This window comes from Embleya australiensis (assembly GCF_051903075.1).
Taxonomy (GTDB): domain Bacteria; phylum Actinomycetota; class Actinomycetes; order Streptomycetales; family Streptomycetaceae; genus Embleya.
This window is the reverse complement of sequence record NZ_CP182423.1, coordinates 2,262,569-2,286,193: the sequence shown is the minus strand read 5'-3', so window position 1 is coordinate 2,286,193 and position 23,625 is coordinate 2,262,569. Positions and strand designations below refer to the sequence as shown.

Here is a 23,625-nt window from a genome sequence, read left to right as displayed (position 1 = left end):
CGCCCCCGCGTCGGGGGTTACGTCGACCGCACAAACGCCCGGTCACCACGGTGAGGCGGGCCGCGTCCGGGGATCGACGCGAGGATGACGCCGGAAGCGACGGTGCCGGGTGAGTCGGACGGGAACACCGAAGCGGCGTCGTCCCCGGCGCTGGGCCGGCGACGACGCCGCTCGGGCAGTCGTGGTGGTGGACGACACCACCGATCGCGGTGCGGGCTCAGTCCTGCGATCCGTCGGCTGCGCCCGCGATGGCCGCCAGTGCCTCGGCCAGATACGCGTCGACGGCCGTCTTGTCGATGCCCAGGCCGCCGAGGAGGCCATCCGAGTCGCCCTCGAACTCCAGGAGGGCGAGCAGGACATGCTCGGTGCCGACGTAGTTGTGGCCCAGGCGCAGCGCCTCGCGGAGGGTGAGTTCCAGGACCTTGCGGGCCGCCGCGTCGTAGGGAACGAGGTCGGGCACCGTCTCGACGGTCGGCGGCAGTTCGGCGCGGGCCGCCTCCCGGAGCGCGTCCAGCGTGACCCCCTGGGCGACCACGGCCGCGGCGGCGAGCGAGGCGGGGTCGGCGATCAGGCCGAGGATCAGGTGCACCGGACCGATCTCGACGTTGCCCGCCGCGTGCGCCTCGTTCTGCGCCACCACCACCAGGTTGCGGGCCCGGGCGGTGAACCGGCCGAAGCCCTGCCGCGGATCGAGCTCGGACTCGCCGGCGGCCTTGGGGACGAAGCGCTTCTGCGCCGCCTGCTTGGTCACACCCATGCCGGCGCCGATGTCCTTCCAGGACGCGCCGGAGCGGCGGGCCTGGTCCACGAAGTGGCCGATGAGGTGGTCGGCCACCTCGCCGAGGTGATCGGACACGATCACCGCGCCGGACAGTTGTTCCAGGATGTCGGAGTGGGTCTGCTTGATGGTTTCGATGAGATCGTCGAGCCGGACCGGGTTGGTCATGCGCGCGGGATTCTCCATGCGTCAGCCGTAGGTTGACCACCATGATTGGTCAACCCTTGGTTGACGCTCGTATCGGCGCCGACTCTCAAGGCTTCTTCGGCTGCTCCGATGCCTCCGACGGCCCGTCCAGCGTCGAGCGCACCGAACGCACCTCCCTGCGCACGTCGGAGAACACGTCCTGCGGCTCCTCCACCGCCGCCGCCGCCGGAACCGCCCCCACCGCACCCAGGCCCTCGGAGCGCATCGACGCCGCCAACGCCCGCAGTTCGGCGGCGATGTGCGCCGCCGCCTCCGGCGAGGGCGGCGGCGCGCCGTGCGCGGTGTGCACCGCCGCGGCCGTACCCGTGTCGATCACCCGCTCCACCGCCACGATCAGCGGCCACCAGGCCGCCGCCCGGGCGCCCGCCGGCGGCGGTTCGCCGAGCGCGCGCTGGAACTCGGTCCGTACGTCGGACAGATCGCGATAGATCCGCCGCCGGGTCCGGGCCCGGGCGGCCTGGTCGGCGTTCTCGTCGAACGCGCACTCGATGTAGCGCGCGGTGTCCTCGATCGCGGTGGCCAACCGCGCGCCGACCCGGGTGTGCCAGCTCTCCGGCCACAGCGCATAGCCCACGACCAGCACGATCGCGCAGCCGATCAGGCTGTCCACCAGGCGCGGCGCGAGCAGCCCGACGCCCTGGTGCCCCAGCAGATCGGACAGGATCAGGATCAGCGGCGTGATCACCGCGGTCTGATAGCCGTAGCCGCGCCGGGAGAGTATCGGCAGCGCCGCCGCGAGCACGAGCACGACCGGCACCTCCCATCCTCCGCGCGGCACGAATTCCAGGATCACGCCCGCCACCACCAGCCCGGCTGCCGTACCCAGCGCGCGCAGCAGGGCCCGGGAGAACACCGAGCCGAAGTCCGGTTTGAGGACGAACGTGACGGTCAGCGGCACCCAGTACGAGCGCGGTACGTCCACCACGGACACCAGTGCCTGGGCCACGCCGATGCACAACATCAGCCGCAGCCCGTACCGCCACGACTCCGCCGACACCAGCAGAGCACGCGCGCCGGCCGCCACCCGCTCGGGCAGCGCACCCGGGCGGCCGACCCGATCGGGCACCCGGTACGCGCCGGACAACGTCTCCCGGGCATGGGTGATCGCGGCGGCCACCGCACGATCGGCCGGAGCGCACACCCCCGAGCGGTCGGCCGAGCCGACGGGGACCGTACCGCCGCGCACCGCCGCCGCGATCTCGCGCACGGTGGCCACGTCGACCTCGGCCACGGAGCGCTCCTCGGCGTGCGTCGCGGTGCCCGCCTCGACCAGCGGGCCGACCGCGTTCAGCAGCGCGACCAGCCGCGACATGCCACGGCTGCGGCCCGGTGCCACCGCCCGCCGCCCGAGCAGCAGGTCGTACGCGTGGTTGAGGGTCAACGTCACCTCGGCCCGGGCCGGCTCCCACTCCTCGGTGCCGGCCGCCGCCAACAGGTTCGCGGTCGCGTCGTACGCGTCGGCGACCGCGTCCCGTTCGGGGATGCGCGAGCGCGCGGGCCAGGCGAGCAGCGCCATCAGCAGCACCAGCCCGGCCCCGGCCAGGGTCAACATCGGCGCGCGCCACCACGGCGAGGGCATCGGCAGGCCGGCCCCGATCACCGCCATCAGCAGCAGGTTCAGGCCGGACGCCGAGGCCACCGCGCCGATCGTGCTGATCATCCCGGCGACCAGCGCGAGCACGGTGAGCATCGCGACGGCGGACCAGCCGTGGCCGAACTGCGCGCTGCCGAGAGCGAGTCCGATCGCGCCGACGATCTGCGGGACGGCGATGTTGAGTACGCGCAGCCGGTAGGCGTCGGCGGTGTCCCCGAAGACCGCGCCCAGCGCGCCGATGGCCACGAGCGCGCCGGAGGCGGTGTCGTCGACGAGCACACCCACCGCGAGCGGCGCGCCGATGCCGATCGCGGCGCGCACCGCGGCGGCCTTCGGCATCGGGCCCGGGGTGGCGCGCAGGGTCAGGGCCAGCCACTCCGGCGGCGCGAGGCGGCCGGACCGGGCGGCGGCGCCGTCGGGCCGCCCGTCGTCGCTCGGCTCCGCACGTTCGGTCATCGTCATCACAGGATCCCGAACGAGGCGAGGCGGACGGACAAGGCGCGCGGAGCCGGATGAGTGCGGCATTCCGCTGCCGGGTCAACGGTACCGACCGACCTCCGGCGGCCGGCCGGCGCCCCGGCCGCGACGGCTCGGCCCGCGACCGCTCAACCCGCGGCGGCTCAGCCCGCGGCGGACTTGCGCGCGTGTACGAAGAGTTGTTCCTCCGGCCCGGCGGCGGGGTGGTGGGGATGGAACACGCTGACCCGCTGGTGCAGGATCTCCAGACCGGCGGCACGCAGACGCACGAGTAGTTCCTCTCGCGCGTGGCTGGTCACCCGGGCCCGGTGGCCCAGCCAGTCGATCTCCACGCCGTCCGCCTCGGCCGGCACCGTCGCGAACGCGAGCAGCCCGCCGGGCACGAGTCGGGCACCCAGGCGTTCGAGTTGATGGTCCAGGTCGGCGCGCGGCAATTGCAGGAACGGGAAGAACGCGCAGATCGCGTCCCAGGCCGCGTCGTCGTCAACGAGGTCGCGGGCGTCCACCTGTTCGAAAACGGCGCCCGGGACCCGGGCCCGGGCCAGTTCGACCATGGTCGCCGAGACGTCGATCCCGGTCACCCGGTGACCGGCCGCGGTCAGCCGCTCGGCGGTCGGCCGGCCCGTACCGGATCCGATGTCCAGCACCTTCGAGCCGGGCGGGAGTTCGGCGATCAGCCAGTCCAGTGCGGCCAGTTGTTCGGGCAGATCGGCGAACGCGTTTTCGTAGCCCGCCCCGATGGCGTCGAACAACGCGGCGGCGGGGGATCGTGCGCCGTGTGCCGACGGGGAGGGCGAAACGGGATCGGGGGCCATGGGACGGCGTCCTTTCCTCCGTGGGAAGGGCGGGGAGCGAAGGCAGGAAGGGCAGTCCTAACGACGCAGCAGGATGCCCCGGATGAACGCCGCCTGCCCCGCGTGCTGGAGGTCGTCGCCGATCACGCTGACCAGCCGTACGCCCAGGGTGACCGCCGGCGTCCACGCCTCGTCCACGACCCGATCCAGGTCGGCGGGCGTCAGGTCGCGGACGTACCCGATGGTCTGCTCGTGTACCGCGTCGTAGTAGCCGGTGAGCAGGTCCGCCGAGTCCACCCGCACCGCGGCCACCGCCTTCGTGTCCTGCCCGTAGCCGATCGCCCGGACCGGGAACGGCAGTTCGAAACGTTTGTGCCAGTCCTGCGCGGTCCACACCTGCTCCAGGCCCGCGACGTCGGCGACGTGGTCGTCCTGGACCCGGGCCAGATGCCAGATCAGCCACGCGATCGAGTTCGCGTCGTCGTCCAGTCGCTCGGCCAGTTGGTCGGGCGTCAGATCGGCGACCGCCTGGTGCACGACCTCCTGCACTCGGCCGAATGCGTCGACCAGTAGCTCCGCGCTGTTCATCGAACCCCTCGCTCCACTCGTTCCACCGCCGTGGCGTCCATGTCGTCCATGTCGTCCATGTCGTCCTGGTCTTCCGCGTCGTCCCGCTCGTCTGCTACTCCTGCCCCGTCCGCTGCCGGTCGTACACCTGCCGCGCGGCCCCGACGGCGGCGAACCGCCCCTACGGGTCACGCAGGACCGGGCCGAGGCGGGCCGTGTCTTCCCGGGTGGGGGCGGCAATCGCAATTCGTCGGCTCACTCCGGGTTTCGGTTCGGGTGGTGCGACTGCTGCGAGGGGGTGAAGTCGGCGACGAGGGAACGGAAGGCCGCGCGGTAGACGCTCGGCGTGGTGCCGGTCGCGCGCAGGAAGTGGGCGCGCAGATTCGCGGGGGTGCCCAGGCCGGTCTGCGCCGCGATGCGTTCGACCGGGTCCTCGGTGCGCTCCAGCAGCCACTGGGCGCGCTGGATCCGGATGCGGAGCAGGTATTGGAGCGGGGAGAGCCCGGTCTCGGCGCGAAATCGCCGGGTGAGGCTGCGCACGCCCAGTCCCGCGCGGCCGGCGATGTCGGCGAGCGCGATCGGGTGGTGCAGGTTGGCCGCCAGCCACGCGGTGGTCGGTTCGAGGCTGCTGCCGGGTGGGGTGTAAGCGCTGTGCGCGGCGTCGTCCGGGCCGTCGGCGTCGATGTCCTCGGCGGGGGCGTGCAGTTGCAGGAACAGCTGCCGCTCGGTCTCGATGGCCACACCCAGGCCGTAGTCGAGCGTGATCAGGTCGAGGTACAGATCGACGCCGCCGAGCACCCCGGCGGCGGAGCGGAAACCGCCGTCGGCGACCACCTCGCCCTCGGGGTCGACCTCGATCCGGGGGTGACGCCGGGCCAGTTCCCGGGTGTACCGCCGGGCGGTGGCCGCGCGCCGGCCGTCCAGGAGGCCGGTGGCCGCGAGGGTGAACGTTCCGGTGCCGACCGCGCCGATCCGGCCGCCGCGTGCGGCCACGCCCCGAAGCGCGGCTACGATCTCCGGCGCGGGTTCGTCGCGAAAGGCCGCGTGCCCCGGGATCAGGACCGTGTCCGCCTCTTCCAGAACGGCCGGGTCCCAGGGCGCCTCCACCCGAAAGGACCCGGGTTCGCCGGTCGCCGTGAAGCCCGGGGCGGTACAGATCCGCAGGTCGTAGGCGACCGGTGGGTGATGCCGGGCGGCGGTGCCGAAGACCAGTCCGGGGGCGGTGAGCTGATGCCCGGGGATTCCGTCGAGCGCGAGCACGGCGATCACTGGCATGTCCGGAATCTAACCGAGGACGACATCGAGACGGCTGTTTCGAGCCGGCCGCCGCGCCGAGGATGGACAACACGGGGCCGGACGCGGGAGACGTCCGGCCCCGGGTACGGCCGCCGCACCCCTGTGCGGCCGATACTCCCTCCACGAAAGGTCACCACATGCGCGCAACCACCTCGCGTTCCACCGCCGACACCGGCGCCGCCCCGCGCCGCCGGCGCGGCCTGGTCGCCAAGGCGCTCACGGCCACGGGAGCGGCACTGGTGCTCGGCACCACGGCCTTCGCCGGCAGCGCCGGGGCGATCGTCAACGGTCAGGACTCGACCGAGAAGTACCAGTTCATGGCGTATGTGCCGATGAAGGCGGCGGGCGTGGACGCCGGGTGCGGGGCCACCTTGATCGACAAGCAGTGGGTGCTCACCGCGGCGCACTGTGTCGACCGTGAGCTGCCGATCGAACTGGCGGGGACGGTGCGGATCGGCAGCGAGAACCGCACGCAGGGCGGCACTGTTCGCAAGATCGACAAGATCGTGATGCACCCCGGCTACTCGCAGCCCGCCGAGGAGGGTGGCTACAACGTGAACGACCTCGCGTTGATCCGCCTGGACCGGCCGGTCAAGGAGAAGCCGATCAAGCTCGCCAAGCAGGCCGGGCCGGTGGGCACGCCGACTCGACTTCTCGGCTTCGGCACGATCGTCGACCCGGACAGCCTGGACAACGCGGTCTTCCCGACCCGGCTCCAGGAGCTGGACACCCGCCTGGGCACCAGCGCCGAGTGCAACGGCCGCACCGACGGCACGCGCCTGTGCACGGTCAGCCGCAAGCTCAACGCCATGGCCTGCTTCGGCGACTCCGGCGGCCCGCAGATCCAAAAGAACCGCGCCGGCCGGTGGGAGCTGATCGGCACCACGTCCGGCGACGGCGACGGCAAGCCGGGCTGCGCGACGGGCCCGGGCCTGTACACGAACGACACCGCGTACAAGAGCTGGATCCACACGACGATGCACAACAACAAGTAGCCCGATCCGCCGCCGCCCAGCCCCGGCCCGCCCGACGTGGGACACCCCGCGTCGGGCGGGCCGCGCGACGGGTGCGTGGCGTGTCGATGTGGTGTGCGGCTTCGGTGGACCGCGAGTGGTTGGATTCGGTCATGTCGGTTATCGCCGTGCTCGCCCTCGACGGGGTCCCCGAGCACCAGCTCACCGCCCCCGGGCTGGTGTTCGGGGTCGCCGGGCGCGAACATCGCGGCGTCGCATACGAGATCAGGATCTGTTCGGGGCCCGGGCCGCGGGTGACCGGCGGGCCGGCCGGGTTGCGGATCGGCGCGCCCTACGGACTCGATGCCCTCGCGGACGCGGACGTCGTACTGGTCCCGGGCCACGACGGCTTCCGGGACGCGCCGCCGGCCGGTGTCCTCGCGGCACTGCGCGCCGCGGCATCGCACGGCGGCCGGATCGCCGCCGTCGACACCGGGACCTTCACCCTCGCCGCGACCGGACTCCTGAGCGGACGCCGAGCCACCACCAACCGACGCCACACCGACGAACTGGCCGAGCTGCACCCCGACATCGACGTCGACCCGCTCGGCATCGCGATCGAGGACGGCCCCTTCCTCACCGCCGCGGGCGTCTTCGGCGGCATCGACGTCTGCCTGCGGATCCTGGCGCACGACCACGGCCGGCGGGTGGCCGAGGCGACGAGCCGGGAACTCATCACCCCGCTGCACGTGTACGCCGACGACGTCCAGGAGGCAATCGCCCGGGAGGTCGCCGAAAGCGTCGGGCTGGACCCGACACTGCGCTGGATGCGGGAGCACCTCCACGAGCCGCTCACCGTCGCCGGCCTCGCCGCCCACGCCCGGACCAGCGTCAGCAGCCTCACCCGCCGCTTCCACGCGCACACGGGTCTGAGCCCGCTCCAATACCTGCTCCGCATCCGCCTGGAAGAGGCGCAACGCCTGCTCCGGGAAACCGACTTCCCCGTCGGACTGATCGCGGACCGCACGGGCTTCGGCACACCGGCCGCCATGCGCCGACACTTCCGCGCCCTCACCGACACCACCCCGAGCGCCTACCGCCGGGCCCACCGGGTCGCCGAGGGCCGATCCCGCCCCCGGCCCGGATCCGGTTGAGGCCGACCGTGCGGGCGGCGTGCGCTACTTGGCCTCGGCGTAGGTCCGGGTCGCCGTCGGCACCAGGGGCAGCAGGACGGGCGTGTCGCCGAAGACCAGGGTCCGGGCCTCCTCCGCCGCCTCGGTGATCGCGGCGGAAACCGCCTCGGTCAGGTCCGCGGGGCTGTGCACGATGAACTCGTCGTGTTGGAAGAAGACCAGATGCGGGCGGCCCGACGGGGACGCGTCGTAGCGGGCGAGCCGACGGCGCAGCGCGGCGAGCAGGGCCAGCGCCCAGTCGGCGGCACTGGCCTGGATGACGAAGTTGCGGGTGAAACGGCCCCGGGCGCGCGTGGATCGGGCGCCCGCGTCGTCGGTGCGGTCGGCGCCTGGTTCGCCGCTCGCGCCGCCCTCGGCGAGGTCGAGCCAGGCGGAAGAGGGCGGCGGGCAGGTACGCCCGAGCCGCGACCGGACGATGCCGCCCTCCTCGCCGGTGCGCGCGGCGGCCTCGACGTAGCCCATCGCGTCCGGATACCGCCGCCGCAGGGTGGTCAGGAGCGGACCGATGTCGCCGCTGGTCTGGCCGTACATCGCACCGAGCAGGCCGAGTTTGGCCTTGGCCCGATCACCCTGGAAGGCGGCCTTGGCCAACGCCTCGTACAGGTCGCCGGCGGCGGCGGAACGGGCCAGCCCGGCGTCGCCCGACATCGCGGCCAGCACGCGCGGCTCCAGCTGCGCCGCGTCGGCGACCACCAGCCGCCACCCGGGGTCGGCCACGACCGCGCCGCGCAGGACGCGCGGGATCTGCAGCGCGCCGCCGCCGCGACCGGCCCAGCGGCCGGTGACAACGCCCCCGACGACGTACTCGGGGCGGAATCGGCCGCCGCGCACCCAGGTGTCCTGCCACGCCCACCCGTGCGCGGCGTGCAGGCGGGCGAGTTCCTTGTACTTGATCAACAGGGCGGCGGCCGGGTGGGCCACGTCGCGCAGGTACCAGGTGCGGGTCGAGGTGAGCCGTACGCCCTGATCGGCGAACGCCTTCAGCACCTGCGGATGCGAATCGGGGTTGAACGCCCGCCCGCCGAGCGCCGCGCGCAGTTGTTCGGCCAGGTCGGCGAGGTGTTGCGGCGGCGTGCCCGCGACCCGGGGCCGGGCGCCGAGCAGTTCGGTGAGCAGCGCGTCGTGTACGTCGACCCGCCAGGGCAGCCCGTCGGCGGCCATCTCGGCCGCGGCCAGCCCGCCGGCCGACTCGGCGGCGACCAGGAGCCGGAAGCGGGAGCGGCGGGCGGCGTCCTCGATCGCGTCGATGCGGCGCACCTGGTCGGCGTGCACCGCCACCACGGCCTCCAGCGCGTCGACGCCGGCGGGCAGCCGCAGCCGATCGGGGACGAACAGGCTGTCCTGCGCGTCGGCGACGCCGATCGGCAGGTCCTCGGGCACCGGCAGGCCCTTCAGCCGGGCCCAGGCCGCGCCCAGCGAGCGGGGTTCGCCGACCCGCTCCTCGTGCGCGAGCAGCAGCGACTCGACCAGCGCGAGGTCGTGGCAGCGACTCACCCGGGAGGGCAACAACGGCGCGTACGCACTCTCCGCCGACGCCCACACCCATCGGGGCGGCACCGGCGCGGCCTCGAAGTCGGCCACCGCCGCGACCAGATCGGTCACGTGGACGGCCGCCCCGAGCGGCACCCCGTCGTCCCCGAGCGGCCGCAGCCATCCCCCGTGCCCATAGGCGTCGGGCGCCACGGCCACGCGAGGCGCCCTCACCCGCACCACACTCCCGGCCGGACCCGGTCGACCGAGGCACGGCGCACCCCGCACCGAGTCGAATCCACGGCCCACCTCCTCCCGCCGCACCGAATGCGCACGAACCACTCACAACCGACAACACCGCCGACCGACGAACACTACCCGCCACCCCCGACAAAGGCGGCGCCGACGGTCAGGGGGAGGTCGTGTAGCGGGTCGCGGCCGCCATGGCGCGCTCGTGCAGGGACGTGCGCAACGACCGGGGCGCCAGTGCCTCGGCGTCCGGGTCGAGTCGCCACAGGGCCCATTCGGCGTGGCGGGCGTCCTGGAAGGTCACTTCCAGGCGCAGTCGGCCGTCCGCCTCGGGCTCTTCGGCGCGCACGGCCAGCGCGGTGGCCAACAGTTCCTCCCGCCGTGCCGGGTTCACCCGCACCAGTACGGCGAATTGTTCGTCGGCAAGGAACTGCGCGCAGCGTTCGCGCCAGACCCGGTCCAGGTCGACCCGGTTCGGCCGCCGGGCCGGTTCGGGCAGTTCCTCGGCGGCCAGCACCCGGGACAGCCGGTAGGTGCGGTCCTCGCCGGATCGGGTGGCCAGCAGATAGCCCCGATCGCGCACGGTGACCAGGCCGATCGGGTCCACCGTGCGCCACTGCGGCTCCCGGCCGGTGGGCGCGTAGTGGATCCGGAGCCGGTGTCCGGCCAGCACCGCGCGCCGGACCTCGACCATCGCCGTACGGGACACCTCCTCGGCCGGCGACCGGCGGGAGAGCAGGTCCGTCTCCGGCTCGACGAGAAACCGCTGCGCCGCGTCGTTCGCGGTGGCCCGATGGCTTTCGGGCAGCGCGTCGACCACCTTGCGCATCGCCGAGGCGAGCGCCGACCCGAGGCCGAACACCTGCTCGCCGCGCCCCGATCCGGCGGCCAGGAGGGCAAGGGCCTCGTCGTGGTTCAGCCCGGTCAGCTCGGTCCGGAAACCGGGCGACAACACGAACCCGCCGTGCCGGCCGCGCTCGGCGTAGACCGGGACACCGGCAGCGGACAGCGCCTCGATGTCGCGCAGCACGGTGCGCGTGGACACCTCCAGCTCGTCGGCCAGCGTGGCGGCGGTCAGCCGACCGCGCTGCCGCAGCAACAACACCAGTGAAACCAACCGATCGGCGCGCACCTCGAGAATTTATCGGAATACCTGACCAAGGATGTCGTGATTCATTGCGAGGCTCTTCCCACGACGTCAGGGGCGGCCGTCGGGCCGCCGGACGTACGTACTTCCGACACCTGCGAATGGAGCCGACGTGGCGATGGAACGAACGGCAGTCAACCCGGTGACGTGGTCGACGGAGCTGGGATTCAACCAGGGAGAGGTCGTCTCCGGGCACACCCGGACCCTGTACTGCTCCGGGCAGACCGCGATGAGCGCGGAGGGCAAGCCCGAGCACGACGGGGACATGGCGGCTCAGTTGGCGCTGACCCTCGACAACCTGGAGGCCGTTCTCGGCGAGGCCGGCATGTCCCTCGCGAACCTGATCCGGCTCAACGTCTACACGACCGACGTCGATCTGCTCTTTCGGCACTACGGCGTGCTGGCGTCACGATTGGGCGCCGCAGGGGTGGCGCCGACCACCACGATGCTCGGGGTGACCCGGCTGGCGATCCCGACCCTGATGGTCGAACTGGAGGGGACCGCGGTCGCCTGACGCGACCTCGGCGCCGGGCGGGGGGCGGCGGCGAATCGCGGGGGGTTAGGTTCGTGGGCGGAGCGGTCGATCGGTCGTCGCCGTGTCCGGTGGCATCGATCGACCGCGGTTTCGTCGTCGTTGTGAGGAGTGCGTTCCATGGCTCGTGTGCCTTCCGCCGCCGTTGCCGCCGCCGGGTTGATCGGCGGGTACGCGGTTGCCCGCTTTACGAAGCGGCGACCGCTCGGCGGCGCGGTGTTGGCCGCGGCGGGTGCGGTGGCGGCCAAGGGGTGGCGGGAGCGGGCCGGTACACCGACCGCCGCCGCGCTGACCGGCCTGTACACGGTCGCGTTCGGCGCCTCGCACCCACTCGCGAAGAAGATCGGCGCCTGGCCCTCGGTATTCGCGGTGGCCGCAACGGTGGCCGCCGCGTCGTACGCACTCGCGGACCGCAAGGCATAGAACCGACCATGCCGGCTCCGAACGAGGGCACGCCACGCGCGGGTTGCGTGGCGTGCCCTCCGGCGGGTCAGCCGGCTTTGCGGTGGGGGGTGGGGTGGGGTTCCGGGGAGTCGTAGCCGGCTTCGTCGGCCTCGCGCAGGAGTGCGATCAGGTCGCTTCGGGCTCTGGCGACGCGTGAGCGTACGGTGCCGATCGGGCAGCCGGCGATGACGGCCGCCTCGGCGTAGCCGAAGTCGAGCACCTGGGTCAGGACGAATGCCTCGCGTCGGGCCGGATGCAGCGCGCCGAACAGGTCGTCGAGGGCCAGGCCCTCGTCGAAGCCGGGACGGGTGATGTCCTGGCGGCGTTCGGCGACTTCCACCCAGTCGTCGACGGCGGCGGTACGGGGCCGCGCGGCGGCCGCGCGATACCGGTCGACGACGGTGCGTCGGGCGATGGACAACAGCCAGGTCCGGACCGAGGACGACCCCGTGAAACGGGGCAGTGCCGTCCAGGCTCGCAGGTACGTCTCCTGGGTGAGGTCGTCCGCGCTCTGGACGTCGGTCAGGTAGGCGACGAAGCGCCACACGTCGCGATGTGTGCCCCGGACGAAGTCGTCCACGGCGTCCGGGTCACCGGCCGCGCCGGCGAGGGCGCGCGCGGTCAGGTCGAGGTCGGGCGTGGGATCCCCGGAGCGGCGGGAGTCGAGCGGGGTCACCGAGGCGGTGTGGTCGCCGCGCGAGGCTTCGCATGCGCGGGACGGGTCGGGCGTGGGGTGAGCGGTACGGCGCGCCGGGGGGCGCAGCATCAAGGTGGTCGCGAGGGCCGGCAGTTGGTGCTCGGGCCGGTGTTCGGGCCGGTGTTCCGGTCGGGTGACAGGGTGGAGAGCAGACATGGTCCACGTCCTCGTCGTGCGGGCGGCGATCGATCGGCGCCGGGCGGATCGATGCCGAGCGGGTGGAGGGGCGCGCACCGGGAGCCGAGTGCGGCGGTGCCTGCGACTCGGACTCGACGACGGTGCGGTGGAAGACCCGAGGACACACAGGGCCGAACACGGATATTTCGGCAACGGCGTGAAGAATCGCACCTTGGCCGCGAGAACCGGGGAACGTTTCCCGGCCACGACACCGGTGTCACTCGGGTGATCGGTACGCCTGATTCCACCGACCGCGATGCGACGACGGCCGCAGGCGCCGACGCGCCCGGGGCAGGCCCCGGATCGGGCGAGGTCACCGCGCCGAAGGCACGACGGACCCGGCCGTCCCGCGCGGGCGTGCGTGGGCCGGAGCGCACATCGGTGGACGTCGGTGGACGTCAGGCGTACAGCGCCGCCGGCGGCCCTCGACCCGGTAGCGGTCGGCTGACCCACTTGGGGACGGCCCGTACCCGACGCCGGCTCGCCCTCGGCATCGCGGGGCGGCCGGTGGCGATCGGCGACGTCCAGGCGCCGACCAGCGCGAGCACCACGCTGCCCGCCATCGTGGCGAGCAGGCGCAGCAGTCGGAAGACCGCCTTCTCGCCGTGCCGCAACCACAGGCCGCACCCGAGCGCGGCGAGCACGTGTGCGGCGAACATCCCGGTACCGCCGTGTCCCAGAACGGACATCAGCACACCGTCGTGGTTCATCCCGCCCATCGCGGAACCGGAACCGGAACCGGATCCCGAACCGGCGCCGGCCATGTGGTGCCCACCGGAGCCGGCCGCGGGCCCGCCGAAGCCGGCCGCCGCCGGGGACTGTCGGGCCAGGTCCGGGTCGAGCCGCATCCGGGTGAGCAGTTCGGCCACCGAGTGGGTCGGCGCGTCGCCGGGGCGGTCGTCGTTGCACAGCAGCACTTGGAGCCACTGGGATCGAAAGCGGGCCGCGCCGGTCGGCTCGGCGACCGGTTGCCGAGCCAGCGTGAACAACGTATGCAGACCGGCCTGGGCGGCCAGTACGGCGGCCGTGATCGCGCCCAGTCCACGTTCACGATCGGCCACGGCCCAGGCCAGTACGCCGATCCCGACCCCGGCTCCGACCGGGGCGACCCAGTGCACCGGGGCGTCGGACATCAGGGTGTGCCCGAACAGCGCGAGCAACACACAGACCACCGCGAACATCGCGGCGCGAACGGCTCGAAGCACGGACCGGGCAGGCATGGTGAGCCTCATGTTCCCATTCGCGGGCGCCGATCGGACCCGGGGGTGGCCGCCCACTTCCCGAACTTCTCCCGAACCCCGCCGAAACCCGGACCGAACCCGACTCCGGATCCCGAGCGTCCACCGGGAGTCCGGGTGGATCGTGTCGTCCGGGAACCAGGCATGATCGCCGGCCGACTACCGGGATGCCCTCGCCCGCCGACCGATCCCTGGAGCCCGATTCATGCCCGTGTTCGCCGGTGGACCCGACCCCCGGGATCGCCCCTGGCACCTGCGCCTGCGCCCGCCGTTCCGGCCGCGCATCGGCGGAGTCGCCGGAGATGCCGGAAATGCCGAAGACACCGGGATCACCCCGGATTTGCTTCCGCGCCCGACGGCGACGTCGCGTCGGGCCGGTTCGGCGCCCGGGACGGTGTTCGCCTTCCTCGGCCTGCTCCTGGTCCTGTTCGTCGTCGCGTTCACGATCGGCCGCCAGGTCGGCCCGGTGGCGCCCGACCTGCGCAAGCCGGGTCCGCCCGGGGTGCCGGTCAAGATGGGCGAGGAGGGCGGCGGGCACGGCCGGATGGGCCTGGGCGAACCCGACGGCCGCCTCCGCACCTCGGGCGCCGCCCTGTGACCACCTCGACCCGACCGATCACCACCGACGTGACCGTCTCCGGCATGACCTGCGGCGCCTGCGTGAATCGGGTCGAGCGTCGGCTGGCCCGGCTCGACGGCGTCACCGCCACGGTCAACCTCGCCACCGGCCGGGCCCGCGTCGTACACCCCGCGTCCCTGCCGGTGATCGACCTCCTCGCGGCCATCACCGCCGCCGGCTACGAGGCGACCGTGGCCGGCCCGGATTCCGCCGGCGCCGCCGCGACCGGCCCGGCCGCCGAGGCGATCGACCCCGGTCGGCGCAACCTCCTGATCGTGGCCGCACTGGCGCTGCCCGTACTGGTCCTGTCGATGGTGCCCGCGTGGCAGTTCACCAACTGGCAGTGGTTGTGCCTGACGCTGGCCGCGCCGGTGGCCACGTGGGGGGCCTGGCCGTTCCATCGTCGGGCCCTGCACGGGCTGCGCTACGCGGGCGCGACCATGGACACCCTGGTCAGCCTCGGCGTACTCGCCGCGTTCGGCTGGTCCCTGTGGGCCCTGTTCGGCGGCGGCGCCGGCGAGCCCGGGATGCGGATGCCCTTCACCCTGCTGCCGCCCGCCGCCGGCGACGAGGCGCACATGTACCTCGAAGTCGCCGTCGCCGTGCCGCTGTTCGTCCTGCTGGGCCGCCGGTTGGAGGACCGGGCCCGGACCCGGACCGGCTCCGCGCTGCGCGAGTTGGCCGCGCTCGTCCCGGACCGGGTCGCCGTCCTGCACCCGGGGCCCGGCGGGAAGACGGTCGAGGTGACCGTGCCGACCGCGTCCCTGACGGTCGGTCAGGTCTTCGTGGTCCGGCCCGGCGACCGGGTGCCCGCCGATGGCGTCGTGGTCGACGGCCGCTCCGCGCTCGACGTGTCCCACCTGACCGGGGAAAGCCGCCCGATGGAGGTCGGCCCCGACGACCAGGTGCCCGGCGGCAGCGTCAACGAGGGCGGCCGGATCACCGCGAGGGCCACCGCCGTCGGTGCGGACACCCGCCTCGCCCGGATCACCGCCGCGGTGGAGGAGGCCCAGGCCGGCAAGACCGGCGCACAGCGGCTCGCCGACCGCATCGCGGGCGTGTTCGTCCCGTCCGTACTGGCCACGGCCGTGACCGTGCTCGGCTTCTGGCTCGGCGCCGGCGGCGACCCGCAGGCCGCGGCCGGTGCGACCATGGCCGTCCTGGTGGTGGCCTGCCCGTGCGCCCTCGGCCTGGCCACACCCACCGCGATCCTGGCCGCCACCGGGCGCGGCGCGCGGCTCGGCGTACTGATCCGCGAACCCGCCGCCCTGGAACGCCTGCGCCGCGTGGGCACCGTCGTGGTCGACAAGACCGGCACGCTGACCACCGGCGGCATGAGCCTGCTGCGCTGCGTGGCCGCGCCCGACGTCGACCCGGGCGAACTGCTCGCCCGGGTGGGCGCGGTCGAGTCCGCGTCCGGGCACCCGATCGGCCGGGCCCTCACCCGCGCCGCCACCGAGCGCGCGGGCACGCTGCCGCCGGTCGCCGACTTCGCCTCGGAGCCCGGAATCGGCGTCCGCGGCCTGGTGGACGGCTCACGGGTGGCCGTCCTGCGCCCGGGCGTCGAGGACGTCACGGCGCTGCCCGCCGGCCTGCGGGCGGCGCTGTCCGAGGCGGACGCCGCCGGGGACACCGCGGTCGTCGCGACGGTCAACGGCGTGCCGGCGGGGGTGCTGGTCCTGGGCGACTCGGTACGCCCGGAGGCCGCCGCCGCGATCCGGGCGCTCGATCGGCTCGGCGTCACGGTGGTCCTGGCCACGGGCGATCGGCCGGGGCCGGCCCGGGCGGTGGCCGACGCGGTCGGGATCGACGAGGTGCTGAGCGAGTTGGACCCGCACGACAAGGCCGAACTCGTCCGCGGCCTGCGGCAGGACCAGCCCGGACGGGCCGTCGCGGTGGTCGGCGACGGCATCAACGACACGATCGCGCTCGGCGAGGCGGACCTGGGCATCGGCATGGGCGGCGGCACGGCGGCGGCGATCGGCGTCGCCGACGTGACGCTGGTGCGCGACGACCTGGGCGCGCTGGCCGACGCGATCCGGCTCTCCCGGCGCACGACCGGGACGATCCGGGCCAACCTCGGCTGGGCGTTCGGCTACAACGCGGTACTGATCCCGATCGCGGTGACCGGGCTGCTCAACCCCATGCTCGCCGCCGCCGCGATGTCGGTCAGCTCGCTCGCGGTGGTCACCAACAGCCTCCGGCTGACCCGTTTCCGGGCCGGCCGCCCCGACGACGCGAAGCGGAACCGGACATGAAGCCCCTGACCGCGCCGAAGCCCCCGTTCGTACCGAAGGCCCTGGCCGCGTTGAAGTCCGTCGCCGGCCCCGTCCTGGCCGCCGCCCTCGCGCTGACCCTGCTCACCGTCTGGACCGCGACCGGCCGCGCCGGTACCGCACCCAGGCTCTCCATCAGCGACGGTCGGGTACACCTGGCCACCAACGCCGACGCCACCTCCGCCTACTTCACCATCCGCAACACCGGCGACGCCAACGACGAACTCGTCTCCGTCAGCACCCCCATCACCACCGACGTCGGCTTCAGCTTCCACACCTACACGGGCTACGCCGGCCGCATGTGGATGACCAAGGCCCTGCCGATCCCGGCCAACGGCCTGCTCGGCATGACCGCGAGCGGCGCGAACATCATGCTCGGCACACCCCCCAAACTCACTCCCGGCCAAACCATCCCCTTCACCCTCCACTTCCGCCACAGCCCCCCGATCCACACCACCGCCGTAGTGATCCGACCGGGCACCTGGACCCCCGCCCGCACCTCCTGACCCGAAAAAACCGGTCGGTCATCCCCGATGAGATGGTCCAAACTCGCCCAATGACCGACGAAGCCGCAGCCGAAGCCACAACCGCGACCCCAGCCCAAGCCCAAGCCGACCACGAATCCGCGATCCGAGCCGCCGTCACCGGCGAGCTGCAACTGCTCGATCCCGCCGTACGACGCTCCCGAAAAGCCGTGTCCGCACTTCTCGACCCCGACTTCGTGGAGTTCGGACGCTCCGGACGCCGCTGGGACCGCGACAGCACCCTCGAGGCCCTGGCCACCGAGGAGCCGATCCGAACGACCGTGTCCGCGATGTCCGGCACCCTCCTGGCCCCGAACCTGGTCCACCTGACCTTTCGAACCGAGTCCACCGACCGGCACACCCTCCGCAGTTCCCTGTGGCGCCACTCCCCGGAGGGCTGGCGAATGTACTTCCACCAGGCCACGCCCACCTCCGCCGGCACCAGCCACTGGCGCGTGTCTTCAGGCATCGAGCCGGATTAGCATGGACGTGCGACGTGATCTGCGAGCGGCCCGCCCGAAAGCCGGCGCCGCCCGGGAGCGCAGCGGGGGGCGGGTGCGATGCGAGCTGTGGATGCGGGTGGGTCGTTGGCCCGGCTCGCGCGCGATGCGCGGGCACGGGAGCGGGAGTTGCGGCGGGAGTGGGTGGCCGCCCGTCGGACGGCGCTGCGGTTCGAGGCCGCGTCGGCGGCCGAACAGCGGGTCGTGGCGCACCTGTTGCTGTTGCTCGGCTACGGATGGCGGCTGCTGGCCGACCGACGTTGGCCCGGCACTCGGGCGGCCAACGTCGACCTGGTGCTGGTCGGGCCCGGCGGGATCCACGTGGTCGACGTCAAGAACTGGCGCGACGCCCCACGGGTCGCGGACGGGCATCTGTTCGCGGGCGAGCGGGCCCGGGACGACGAGGCGGCGAAGCTGTTGGCGATCACCCGAATCGCCGAGGAGGCGGTGGGGCCGCTGGGCATCTCGCCCGTGGCGGTGCAGCCGCTGATGGTGTTCGCCGGCCACCGGGTCGACGCCGTCCTCGGCCGGATCCGGCTGCTCGGCGAGGCGCAGGTCGGGCCGGATCTGGCAGCCCTCCCGGCCCGCCTCGACCCGGGCGCCGTGGCGGCGATCGCGGACCGGCTGGCGCGGGTGTTCCCGGCGTACGAGGACACCGTCCGGGCACCCGTCGACCCGGTGCCGCCCGGGCCGCGCGACGGGGCGTTCGATCCGCGCGAGTTCGCCGCCGCCACGCTGCGCGCCGCCCGACTCGGGCCGATCGAGCGGTGGATGACCTACCTCGACCCCGGCCAGTGCGACCTGGTCCGCGCCGACTGGCCCGGCCCCGCGCGGATCACCGGCCCGGCCGGGACCGGCAAGACCGTGGTCGGCCTGCATCGGGCCGCCTACCTGGCCCAACACGGCGCGGGCCGGGTTCTGTACGTGACCTTCACCGCGAACCTGCCCCGCGTACAACGCACGTTCCTGGCCGACCTGGCGCCGGTCGCGGTGGATCGGGTGGACTTCCACACCATTCACTCCTGGGCCCTGCGCTTCCTCGACGAACACGGCGCCCGACCCCCCGGCCTCGACGCCGCCCGCGCCGCGGCCGCCTTCGACCGAGCCTGGTCCGAAACCCGAACCGAGACCCGAGAGACCCGCACCCACGAACGCCTCACCCGCATCGCCGCGTCCCCCGCCTACTGGCGCCAGGAGATCGACCACCTGATCAAGGGCCGAGGCATCGAGACCTCCGCCGAGTACGCCCGCCTGCCCCGCCCCGGCCGCCGAACCCGACTGACCCGCGCCGGAGACCACGACGCGGTATGGCGGTTGTACCGGCGCTACGAGCAACTACTGCGCGCCGAAGGCATCTCCGACTTCAACGACGTCCTGACCGCCGCCCTGCGCCAGGCACGCCGGCGGCCCCGGGTCGCATCGCCCTACACCTCCGTGATCGTCGACGAGGTACAGGACCTCACCCTGGTGGGCGTGCGCCTGCTGCGCACGCTGGTCGGCGACGCGCCCAACGGCCTGTTGCTCATCGGCGACGGCCAACAGGCCGTCTACCCGGGCGGGTTCCGCCTCGCCGACGCGGGCCTGGTGATCCCCGACGAGCACACGCACGTCCTGCGCCGCAACTACCGCAACGCACCGGACATCGTCCGCGCCGCACTCGAGGTGGTCGCGTCGGACGGCTACGAGGACCCGGCACTCGGCCGCGTCACCGCCCCACGCCCCCTCGAATTCGCAAACCGGACGCGCGCTCCAAACACGCCGGCCGAGCCCAACCCCGCCGTCACCCGGGCGAACCTCCCCTCACCCGCCGACCACGACGCCGCCCTGCTCACCACCCTGCTCGCCGACCCCCGCGCCTGGCCCGACACCGCCGTCCTGTGCCGATCCGGCGCCGACGTCGTCCACTACGCGGATCTGCTCGCACGGGCCGGAATCCCGGTATGCCCCCTGGCCCGCTACGAGGGCCGCACCACCGCCGGCGTCAAGGTCGGCGGCTACATCCGAGCCAAGGGGTTGGAGTTCAAGCACGTCCTGCTGCCGAGATACGACCTGGCCCACCCCACCGGCGACCGAGGCGGACTCGCGGCCCGAGAGCGCGCGGAGGCGGCCCGACGCCGGCTGTTCATCGCCATGGTCCGCGCCCGCGACACGCTGTGGCTGGGCCACGTCACCCCCGCTTCGACCCCGAACCCGCCCACTCCACCGAGTCATCCCACCCGCCCCATCCGGTAAGCACTGCCCCGACACGGTCACCGGGGCCGATCGGGGACAATGGACGGATCGCCCCGAGCCGACCGCGTCCCCCTCGCCCGGCTCCCCCGCCCCGTCAGGAGTCCCCGCACCGTGCCCGAGCAGCGCGAGCCCGCAGCACCCGGCCCCGACCCGGTCCTCGTCGACGGGCGTGCCCAGGCCCTGCGCGCCGACTGCGCGAACTGCTTCGCGCTGTGCTGCGTCGCGCCCGCCTTCGCCGCCTCGGCCGACTTCGCCATCGACAAGCCCGCCGGCCGCCCCTGCCCGAACCTGCGCACCGACGACTTCGGCTGCGGCGTACACACCCGCCTGCGCACGATCGGCTTCACGGGCTGCACCGTCTACGACTGCTTCGGCGCGGGCCAGAAGGTCGCCCAGGTCACCTACGCCGGCCGGGACTGGCGCCGGGCGCCGCACACCGCGCAGCAGATGTTCCGGGTCTTCCCGGTCATGCGTGACCTGCACGAACTGCTGCGCTACCTGAACGAGGCGCTGTCCCTGCCGGCCGCACACCCGGTACACGCCGACCTCGGCGCCGCCTACGACGAGACCGAGCAGCTGACCCTGGGCAGCCCCGCCGACCTGCTGCGGGTCGACATCATGGCGCTGCGGCAGCGGTACAACCCGCTGCTCCTGCGCGCGAGCGAACTGACCCGCGCGGCCGTCCCGGGCCGCAGGAAGGACCGCCGGGGCGCGGACCTGATGGGGGCCCGCCTGGGGGGCATCGACCTGCGCGGCGCGAACCTGCGCGGGGCGTACCTGATCGGCGCCGACCTGCGCGGAGCCGACCTGCGCCTGGCCGACGTGATCGGCGCGGACTTCCGCGACGCGGACCTGCGCGACGCCGACCTGCGCGACGCCCTCTACCTGACCCAGTCCCAACTCGACGCCGCCAAGGGCAACCCCCGAACCAAACTGCCCGCCGCCTACACCCACCCCGCCCACTGGACGCAGACCCGGTGAAACACCCTCACCCGCCGGCGCACGCTCACGGGTAGGTCCTGCGGATCTGGTAGATACCCGGCGCCACCCGGTTGGAGTGGGAGCGGATCAGGGCGGCCAGGGTGTCCGGCCAGACGGTGGTGCGGGACCAGATGACGCCCGCCAGCACGGGAATGTCCAGGTGGTCGACCCGGGACAGGTCGGTGTCGGAGGCGTCGACGGGCTCGGCGCGGATCTCCTCCTCCAGGCACGAGGCGAGGCGGGCCGCGGAGCCCGCCGCCGCAAGGGCCGCCGCGGCAGGGATCGTTCGGCCCGGCTCGGCCGATTCGCGGAGGCGTTGCTGGGCGGCGTCCAGGGCGCGGCCGCTGTCGGCCAGTGCGGTGCCCAGGGCCTCGGCGAGTACGCCCGGCCGCGAGGGGACGAGGGTCGGGAGCGGAGTGAGGCGGTTGCCCAGGCAGCGGGCCTGACCGGCGGCCAACGACAGGGCGATCAACGCCTCCGTCCGGCGGTGCCGGCCGTCGCCCCGGCACGCCGACTCCAGCACCCGAAACGCCCGGCCCACCGCCGCCCGATGCCCGAGGACCCGCCCGCGGATGTCCCGGGCCCGGGCACGCAGCACGATCGCGGTCCGCGCCGGGCAGCGGTCCTGCGATACGAGCAGCTCCGCGTGCGCGCTCGGCCCGTGCTCGTACCGGTCGCACAGGGCCCGGCCCAACTCGTCGCCCAGGTGCGCCCAGGCCAGGCGTGCGGCGGCCGGGTCGGCATCCGGGTCCGCGGTCGACAACACGCGCAGATCGTGCTCGGTGAAGGCACGTCGTTCCTCGTCGGAAATGTTCATCGGGCCGCCTCCTGCTGTCGCAAGTCGAACCGCCACGTCGAACCGCACGTCGAGCCAGAGGGCCGAACAGAAAGGGGCAGGAGGAAACGAACCGAAGCACGAGCCGGCGGAATCTCGGGGACGAGAAAGGCGCTTTATGAATGAAGCCGCACCTTGTCCGCGTGCTTCAAGGTATCAGCCGACCCCCGGTTTGCTCCATGGATGCGACACCCTGGGTTACCCCATGGATCTTCCGCGTCACCGTTTCCCGCCGGGCGCACGCATGGCGCGCGTCGAGCGCACGTCGAGCGCACCCCCGGTTCACGCCGCCCGCAGCACCTCCGCCAGCGCGTCCAGCGTGCCCGGCCAGGCGTGTCCGGGCGAGGCCGCGAACCCGACGAGGATGCCCTCCTCGGGGGCCGGCCCGTGCCACAACTCCCGTACGCCGCGCAGTGCCATCCCGCACGCCGCGGCGCGCGCGAGCACCAGGTCCTCGTCCGGGCCGCCCGGCGGCAGCGTCATCAGTACATGCAGCCCGGCCGGCACACCGCGGAACTCCCGCCCGAAAGCCGCCCGTTCGGTGCCGAAGCGGCGCACGAGGAGTTCCCGTCGACGGCGATAGCTCAGCCGGGCCGCGCGCACGTGCCGCTCGTAGTCGTGCCGGTTCAGCAGATCCGCCAGCACCGACTGGCCCAACCCCTGGGTGTGCCAGTCGGCCCGGTGCTTGGCCCGCACCACCGGTTCGACCAGGTGTCCGGGCAGGGCCAGCCAGGCCAGCCGCAGCCCCGGCCCCAACGTCTTGGACACCGACCCGCAATACGCCACATGCTCCGGCGCCATGCCCTGCAACGCGCCGACGGGCTGCCGGTCGTAGCGGAACTCGCCGTCGTAGTCGTCCTCGACGATCAACGCGCCACTCGCCCGCGCCCACGCGCACACCCGGTGCCGGCGTCCGGGTCGCAACGGCACACCCGTCGGATACTGGTGCGCCGGCGTCAACACCACCGCGCCCAGCGCCGGATCGGCCAGCCGCTCGAAGCGCGCGCCCTCGGCATCCACGGGCAGTGGCACCACCGCCGGCCCGGCGCGGCGGATCACGTCCCGATACACGTTGTGCCCGGGGTCCTCCATCCCCACCGCACGCACCCCGGCCTCGGCCAGGACGCTCGCGAGCAGCCCGATCGACTGGTAGAAGCCCGTGGTGATCACGATGCGATCGGGCGTGGTCAGCACGCCTCGAGTACGGCCGAGGTGTTCGGCCAGCGCGGTGCGCAGTTCGAGCCGGCCCTGCGGATCGCCGACGCCGTGCACCGCGAGCGGCGCGGCGGTGGTGAGTACCCGGCGGGTGGCGCGCAGCCACGCGGCGGTCGGGAAGGCCGATACGTCCGGCAGGCCGGGGCGCAGGTCGAACCGGGGCGCGCCGGCCTCCGGCGCGCCGTGTGAGGTCTCCGGTCCGGCCGGCCCGGGCAGGTCTGCGACCCGGGTGGCGGCTCCCTGACGGGCGATCAGGAACCCTTCGGCGACCAGCTGGTCGTAGGCCGCGGTGACCGTCCCGCGCGCGAAGCCCAGGTCGGCGGCGAGCCCGCGCGTGGACGGCAGCGCGGCACCGGGCGCCAGCCGCCCGCCGCGGATCGCCGCCCGCAGGGCCCGCTCCAGACCGACCCTGCGGCCCTCGGCGGTGTCCACGTCGACGTGCAGGTCGATCGCGGCGGCCACACCGCCCGCGCCGGGCCCACCGGCCGCCTCACCCACTTCGCCCACCGCGCCCACCGCGCCCACCGCGCCCACGAAACTGGACCAATCCTTCGGCATTTCACTGGATCTTAACCCTGGTCCGGTAGCCCGCGTAGCGTCTACGTCATCACGACCGGCTACACCGGAACA

At 73.6% G+C, this 23,625-nt stretch carries 21 protein-coding genes; 10 read left to right on the top strand and 11 right to left on the bottom strand.

Translation table 11 applies throughout. The annotated features are described in order from the left end of the window. Positions 1-217: 217 nt before the first annotated feature. The 5 genes from ACMXN5_RS40255 to ACMXN5_RS40235 form a co-directional block, all read right to left on the bottom strand. Entirely contained in the window at positions 218-964 is a 747-nt protein-coding gene (locus tag ACMXN5_RS40255) for a Clp protease N-terminal domain-containing protein (RefSeq protein WP_439679841.1), read from the bottom strand. Between the two features lie 67 nt (positions 965-1,031). Then, complete coding sequence (locus ACMXN5_RS40250) at positions 1,032-3,041, bottom strand: FUSC family protein (protein WP_439679840.1); 2,010 nt, start codon at positions 3,039-3,041, stop codon at positions 1,032-1,034. Positions 3,042-3,199: 158 nt separating this feature from the next. Then, positions 3,200-3,871 (bottom strand): class I SAM-dependent DNA methyltransferase, encoded by a 672-nt coding sequence (locus tag ACMXN5_RS40245; protein ID WP_439679839.1) that lies wholly within the window; start codon positions 3,869-3,871, stop codon positions 3,200-3,202. 57 nt (positions 3,872-3,928) lie between these two features. Continuing rightward, positions 3,929-4,438 (bottom strand): mycothiol transferase, encoded by a 510-nt coding sequence (locus tag ACMXN5_RS40240; RefSeq protein ID WP_395793057.1) that lies wholly within the window; start codon positions 4,436-4,438, stop codon positions 3,929-3,931. Positions 4,439-4,672: 234 nt separating this feature from the next. After that, entirely contained in the window at positions 4,673-5,692 is a 1,020-nt protein-coding gene (locus tag ACMXN5_RS40235) for a GlxA family transcriptional regulator (RefSeq protein WP_439679838.1), read from the bottom strand. A 158-nt stretch (positions 5,693-5,850) separates the two neighbouring features. On the opposite strand from ACMXN5_RS40235, the gene ACMXN5_RS40230 reads away from it, so the two are divergent. Together ACMXN5_RS40230 and ACMXN5_RS40225 are read left to right on the top strand one after the other, a co-directional pair. Further along, positions 5,851-6,708: a S1 family peptidase gene (locus ACMXN5_RS40230; RefSeq protein WP_439679837.1), complete on the top strand. Its 858-nt coding sequence runs from the start codon at positions 5,851-5,853 to the stop codon at positions 6,706-6,708. Positions 6,709-6,839: 131 nt separating this feature from the next. Beyond that, positions 6,840-7,820 carry a GlxA family transcriptional regulator gene (locus ACMXN5_RS40225; protein ID WP_439679836.1) on the top strand — a complete coding sequence of 327 codons (981 nt, stop codon included), beginning with the start codon at positions 6,840-6,842 and terminating at the stop codon, positions 7,818-7,820. A gap of 24 nt (positions 7,821-7,844) precedes the next feature. Here the strand turns inward: ACMXN5_RS40225 and ACMXN5_RS40220 are convergent, their stop codons facing one another. Then, positions 7,845-9,542: a bifunctional 3'-5' exonuclease/DNA polymerase gene (locus ACMXN5_RS40220; protein WP_439681382.1), complete on the bottom strand. Its 1,698-nt coding sequence runs from the start codon at positions 9,540-9,542 to the stop codon at positions 7,845-7,847. A 196-nt stretch (positions 9,543-9,738) separates the two neighbouring features. Next, entirely contained in the window at positions 9,739-10,710 is a 972-nt protein-coding gene (locus tag ACMXN5_RS40215) for a helix-turn-helix transcriptional regulator (RefSeq protein ID WP_439679835.1), read from the bottom strand. A gap of 133 nt (positions 10,711-10,843) precedes the next feature. On the opposite strand from ACMXN5_RS40215, the gene ACMXN5_RS40210 reads away from it, so the two are divergent. Further along, on the top strand, positions 10,844-11,239 hold the full coding sequence (locus ACMXN5_RS40210) for a RidA family protein (RefSeq protein ID WP_395793069.1): 396 nt from the start codon (positions 10,844-10,846) through the stop codon (positions 11,237-11,239). A gap of 138 nt (positions 11,240-11,377) precedes the next feature. Continuing rightward, positions 11,378-11,680, top strand: coding sequence for a hypothetical protein (locus ACMXN5_RS40205; RefSeq protein WP_439679834.1), 303 nt, complete (start codon positions 11,378-11,380; stop codon positions 11,678-11,680). Between the two features lie 67 nt (positions 11,681-11,747). Here the strand turns inward: ACMXN5_RS40205 and ACMXN5_RS40200 are convergent, their stop codons facing one another. Continuing rightward, positions 11,748-12,467, bottom strand: coding sequence for a sigma-70 family RNA polymerase sigma factor (locus tag ACMXN5_RS40200; RefSeq protein WP_439681381.1), 720 nt, complete (start codon positions 12,465-12,467; stop codon positions 11,748-11,750). A gap of 506 nt (positions 12,468-12,973) precedes the next feature. Then, positions 12,974-13,780: a hypothetical protein gene (locus ACMXN5_RS40195; protein WP_439679833.1), complete on the bottom strand. Its 807-nt coding sequence runs from the start codon at positions 13,778-13,780 to the stop codon at positions 12,974-12,976. Between the two features lie 238 nt (positions 13,781-14,018). Here ACMXN5_RS40195 and ACMXN5_RS40190 point away from each other — a divergent pair, with 238 nt between their 5' ends. The 6 genes from ACMXN5_RS40190 to ACMXN5_RS40165 all read left to right on the top strand — a co-directional run bounded on the left by ACMXN5_RS40190 (position 14,019) and on the right by ACMXN5_RS40165 (position 20,945). Continuing rightward, positions 14,019-14,411, top strand: a complete 393-nt coding sequence (locus ACMXN5_RS40190) for a hypothetical protein (protein ID WP_439679832.1) — start codon at positions 14,019-14,021, stop codon at positions 14,409-14,411. Next, positions 14,408-16,690: a heavy metal translocating P-type ATPase gene (locus tag ACMXN5_RS40185; RefSeq protein ID WP_439679831.1), complete on the top strand. Its 2,283-nt coding sequence runs from the start codon at positions 14,408-14,410 to the stop codon at positions 16,688-16,690. Before ACMXN5_RS40190 ends, ACMXN5_RS40185 begins: the two co-directional genes overlap by 4 nt. Beyond that, positions 16,687-17,214: a copper chaperone PCu(A)C gene (locus tag ACMXN5_RS40180; protein WP_439679830.1), complete on the top strand. Its 528-nt coding sequence runs from the start codon at positions 16,687-16,689 to the stop codon at positions 17,212-17,214. Before ACMXN5_RS40185 ends, ACMXN5_RS40180 begins: the two co-directional genes overlap by 4 nt. A 50-nt stretch (positions 17,215-17,264) precedes the next feature. Further along, positions 17,265-17,714, top strand: coding sequence for a DUF4440 domain-containing protein (locus tag ACMXN5_RS40175; RefSeq protein ID WP_439679829.1), 450 nt, complete (start codon positions 17,265-17,267; stop codon positions 17,712-17,714). A gap of 78 nt (positions 17,715-17,792) precedes the next feature. Next, positions 17,793-19,964 (top strand): UvrD-helicase domain-containing protein, encoded by a 2,172-nt coding sequence (locus ACMXN5_RS40170; protein WP_439679828.1) that lies wholly within the window; start codon positions 17,793-17,795, stop codon positions 19,962-19,964. A 111-nt stretch (positions 19,965-20,075) separates the two neighbouring features. Beyond that, on the top strand, positions 20,076-20,945 hold the full coding sequence (locus tag ACMXN5_RS40165; RefSeq protein ID WP_439679827.1) for a pentapeptide repeat-containing protein: 870 nt from the start codon (positions 20,076-20,078) through the stop codon (positions 20,943-20,945). 25 nt (positions 20,946-20,970) lie between these two features. Here the strand turns inward: ACMXN5_RS40165 and ACMXN5_RS40160 are convergent, their stop codons facing one another. Both ACMXN5_RS40160 and ACMXN5_RS40155 read right to left on the bottom strand, forming a co-directional pair. After that, entirely contained in the window at positions 20,971-21,762 is a 792-nt protein-coding gene (locus ACMXN5_RS40160; RefSeq protein ID WP_439679826.1) for a hypothetical protein, read from the bottom strand. A 300-nt stretch (positions 21,763-22,062) separates the two neighbouring features. Further along, a complete protein-coding gene (locus ACMXN5_RS40155) occupies positions 22,063-23,553 on the bottom strand; it encodes a PLP-dependent aminotransferase family protein (protein WP_439679825.1) in 1,491 nt (496 codons plus the stop codon). Positions 23,554-23,625 lie beyond the last annotated feature (72 nt).

Coding starts and splice junctions, on each gene's coding strand:
- ACMXN5_RS40190 (WP_439679832.1), top strand. CDS start 14,019: ATGCCCGTGTTCGCCGGTGGACCCGACCCCCGGGATCGCCCCTGGCAC.
- ACMXN5_RS40160 (WP_439679826.1), bottom strand. CDS start 21,762: ATGAACATTTCCGACGAGGAACGACGTGCCTTCACCGAGCACGATCTG.
- ACMXN5_RS40250 (WP_439679840.1), bottom strand. CDS start 3,041: ATGACGATGACCGAACGTGCGGAGCCGAGCGACGACGGGCGGCCCGAC.
- ACMXN5_RS40255 (WP_439679841.1), bottom strand. CDS start 964: ATGGAGAATCCCGCGCGCATGACCAACCCGGTCCGGCTCGACGATCTC.
- ACMXN5_RS40170 (WP_439679828.1), top strand. CDS start 17,793: ATGCGAGCTGTGGATGCGGGTGGGTCGTTGGCCCGGCTCGCGCGCGAT.
- ACMXN5_RS40240 (WP_395793057.1), bottom strand. CDS start 4,438: ATGAACAGCGCGGAGCTACTGGTCGACGCATTCGGCCGAGTGCAGGAG.
- ACMXN5_RS40175 (WP_439679829.1), top strand. CDS start 17,265: ATGACCGACGAAGCCGCAGCCGAAGCCACAACCGCGACCCCAGCCCAA.
- ACMXN5_RS40210 (WP_395793069.1), top strand. CDS start 10,844: ATGGAACGAACGGCAGTCAACCCGGTGACGTGGTCGACGGAGCTGGGA.
- ACMXN5_RS40205 (WP_439679834.1), top strand. CDS start 11,378: ATGGCTCGTGTGCCTTCCGCCGCCGTTGCCGCCGCCGGGTTGATCGGC.
- ACMXN5_RS40225 (WP_439679836.1), top strand. CDS start 6,840: ATGTCGGTTATCGCCGTGCTCGCCCTCGACGGGGTCCCCGAGCACCAG.
- ACMXN5_RS40200 (WP_439681381.1), bottom strand. CDS start 12,467: ATGCTGCGCCCCCCGGCGCGCCGTACCGCTCACCCCACGCCCGACCCG.
- ACMXN5_RS40245 (WP_439679839.1), bottom strand. CDS start 3,871: ATGGCCCCCGATCCCGTTTCGCCCTCCCCGTCGGCACACGGCGCACGA.
- ACMXN5_RS40155 (WP_439679825.1), bottom strand. CDS start 23,553: ATGCCGAAGGATTGGTCCAGTTTCGTGGGCGCGGTGGGCGCGGTGGGC.
- ACMXN5_RS40180 (WP_439679830.1), top strand. CDS start 16,687: ATGAAGCCCCTGACCGCGCCGAAGCCCCCGTTCGTACCGAAGGCCCTG.
- ACMXN5_RS40230 (WP_439679837.1), top strand. CDS start 5,851: ATGCGCGCAACCACCTCGCGTTCCACCGCCGACACCGGCGCCGCCCCG.
- ACMXN5_RS40235 (WP_439679838.1), bottom strand. CDS start 5,692: ATGCCAGTGATCGCCGTGCTCGCGCTCGACGGAATCCCCGGGCATCAG.